This window comes from Commensalibacter sp. Nvir, from assembly GCF_963921845.1.
Classification (GTDB): domain Bacteria; phylum Pseudomonadota; class Alphaproteobacteria; order Acetobacterales; family Acetobacteraceae; genus Commensalibacter.
The window spans coordinates 1-2051 of sequence record NZ_CAWUGZ010000114.1 but is presented as its reverse complement, the minus strand read 5'-3'; the positions used below and the strand labels follow the sequence as shown (position 1 = coordinate 2051).

Below are 2051 nucleotides of genomic sequence, written 5' to 3'. Positions count from 1 at the left end.
AATGTTGTCGAAAGCTTTAGTTTTTGTCTCTCTTTCTTATATAGGGGGCACTCTAATAGTAAATGCTTGACTGATTGAGGTGTATTGTCACAGTTTTCGCAGGTTGGCGCTTCGAGACCTCTAAGTAGGTATCCGTTTGTGAAAAGGCAGTGTCCGATTCGCATCCGGCACAATATTATTTCTTCTCTTCTCGACCTTCTGAAGCTTGTGGTCCATGTGTTGCACGCGGTTTTTATTTCGGCTAGTTTGGCTCGTTGTATTTTCCATTGACTTTCCCAATTTTTTAATAGCTTTTTTCTTGCTTCATGGATCCAATCTTCAACGGTGATGTCATTTATTGTTGTTATGCTTGGTAGCTCTCCCTTTCTCGCTAAATGAGCAGCTTGGTCTGCTTTTTCATTACCCATTATGCCACTATGGGATGGAACCCAGACAAAGACCACACTTACTGATTTTTTTCTCATGTCCCACCATACGTTTATGATTTCTCTAATGAGAGAGTTGTCAGGCCATGGATTACCAATGATCAACTTTCATCACTTGAATTTTATTATACTGAAATTTAGCGACTTTTTTCTATTTACCAGCACGTAACCAATGCGAGGCGACAGATGTAGGCAATAAGATGTTAATATATATTTTACTATTCGGCATTTTTGTTAGAGCTATTTGTAATATATTACAGTTTTTTTTTATATTCCTCATGCCGTAATTTTTTATCGAACTATTTGAGCAATTAATAAAAAAGAAAATGTTAAAAATACATTTTGTCTATAACTTCTCAAGGGAATTCTCATTATTGCGATATATCCAGCAGTCTGTTACCACGCTCATACACTCAAACTGGAATCAATCGTATTAAGAATCAAGTCAAGAGTATTATGTTTGTTTCAATAACTACAATAAAACTCTTGAGCATAACATTTCTTTTATGGTTTACAAAGTCTTGTGTGGATGGCTTTTTGAGTTGATGTTCGAGGGGTGCCAAGGTAACAATATGTAGCTGCAATAGGCTAGTCCAACCGTGATATGACACCTCGGGGCGAAAAGACTACAATAACATCTTGTATCGCAGCGGGCTTTCTCGATAGGTCCCTTTGTAACAAAAATAAAACAAATCTCAGCTACAACAATGATAGGAAGTCTAGAGTGGATTATTAAGATAAAATGTTACGTTATCATTTAAAAAAACAAACAAATTAAAATAAAATACCTTACATTATTTACAATTGAAAAATTGATGAACCAATAAAATATAAATAGATAGCTTTCATATGTCATATCGTGAGTGTTCACAAAGAACAAATAAAACGTTTATTTTATTTTTGCTCAAAAGACAATTTGATTATCGTTTTAATTATCGACTGCATCATTCCCAAAGATGTGCATCATTCCCAAAAAACTAATTGAAAATGAATGAATTTCTATGGAAACCACCGCAGTATCGCTAACCGACCCCATCCCACATATACTATTTCATTTAGTCTTCGAAATTAGTTTTGTGCCAAATATTAAGTTTCTGCTTTATTCAAATTAGAGTAAGAGTTGGGAATACGCTATCCGGAGATGTGCCAATCACCTACGGTGTCCCCCAAGGGTCTGTGCTATCTCCAATACTATTAAGTGTCCACGACTGAAACTGTTAGAGCAAAGTATAACAAATCTACTGTAGCGGTATATGCAAATGTCATTGCAATTTACAGTAGCTTCTCAAACGCAACGAGAGCTCTGCGGAAGGTGGAGGAGTTTTGTGAAGAAATCACAAAGAAACTGGAAGGATTTAATATTACAGTTAATCGCAAGAAGGCCGACTGTATAATTCCTTCCAGAAGAATAAACGCTCCCTTCCTAAGATATATAGGGTAGAGGCCAAAACAAATAGGCCACCAAAGAGCATAGTGTATCACCCTTGACAGGCACCTAACACTATTCCGCCACTGCCAAAAGAAGTTTAAGCTGGTGAAGACCAAGTCCTACAAGCTAAATACTGTAAACCTCGCCAAATATATTCCTCCGCCTCAAATTATTAATTTATAAAAGCCTTTTAAGAC

General features: G+C 36.3%; 1 protein-coding gene. It reads right to left on the bottom strand.

What is annotated here, in order from left to right:
- A partial coding sequence (locus tag AABE15_RS07210) for a hypothetical protein (protein ID WP_338330614.1) occupies nt 1-464 on the bottom strand: 464 nt, incomplete at its 3' end.
- Nucleotides 465-2051 lie beyond the last annotated feature (1587 nt).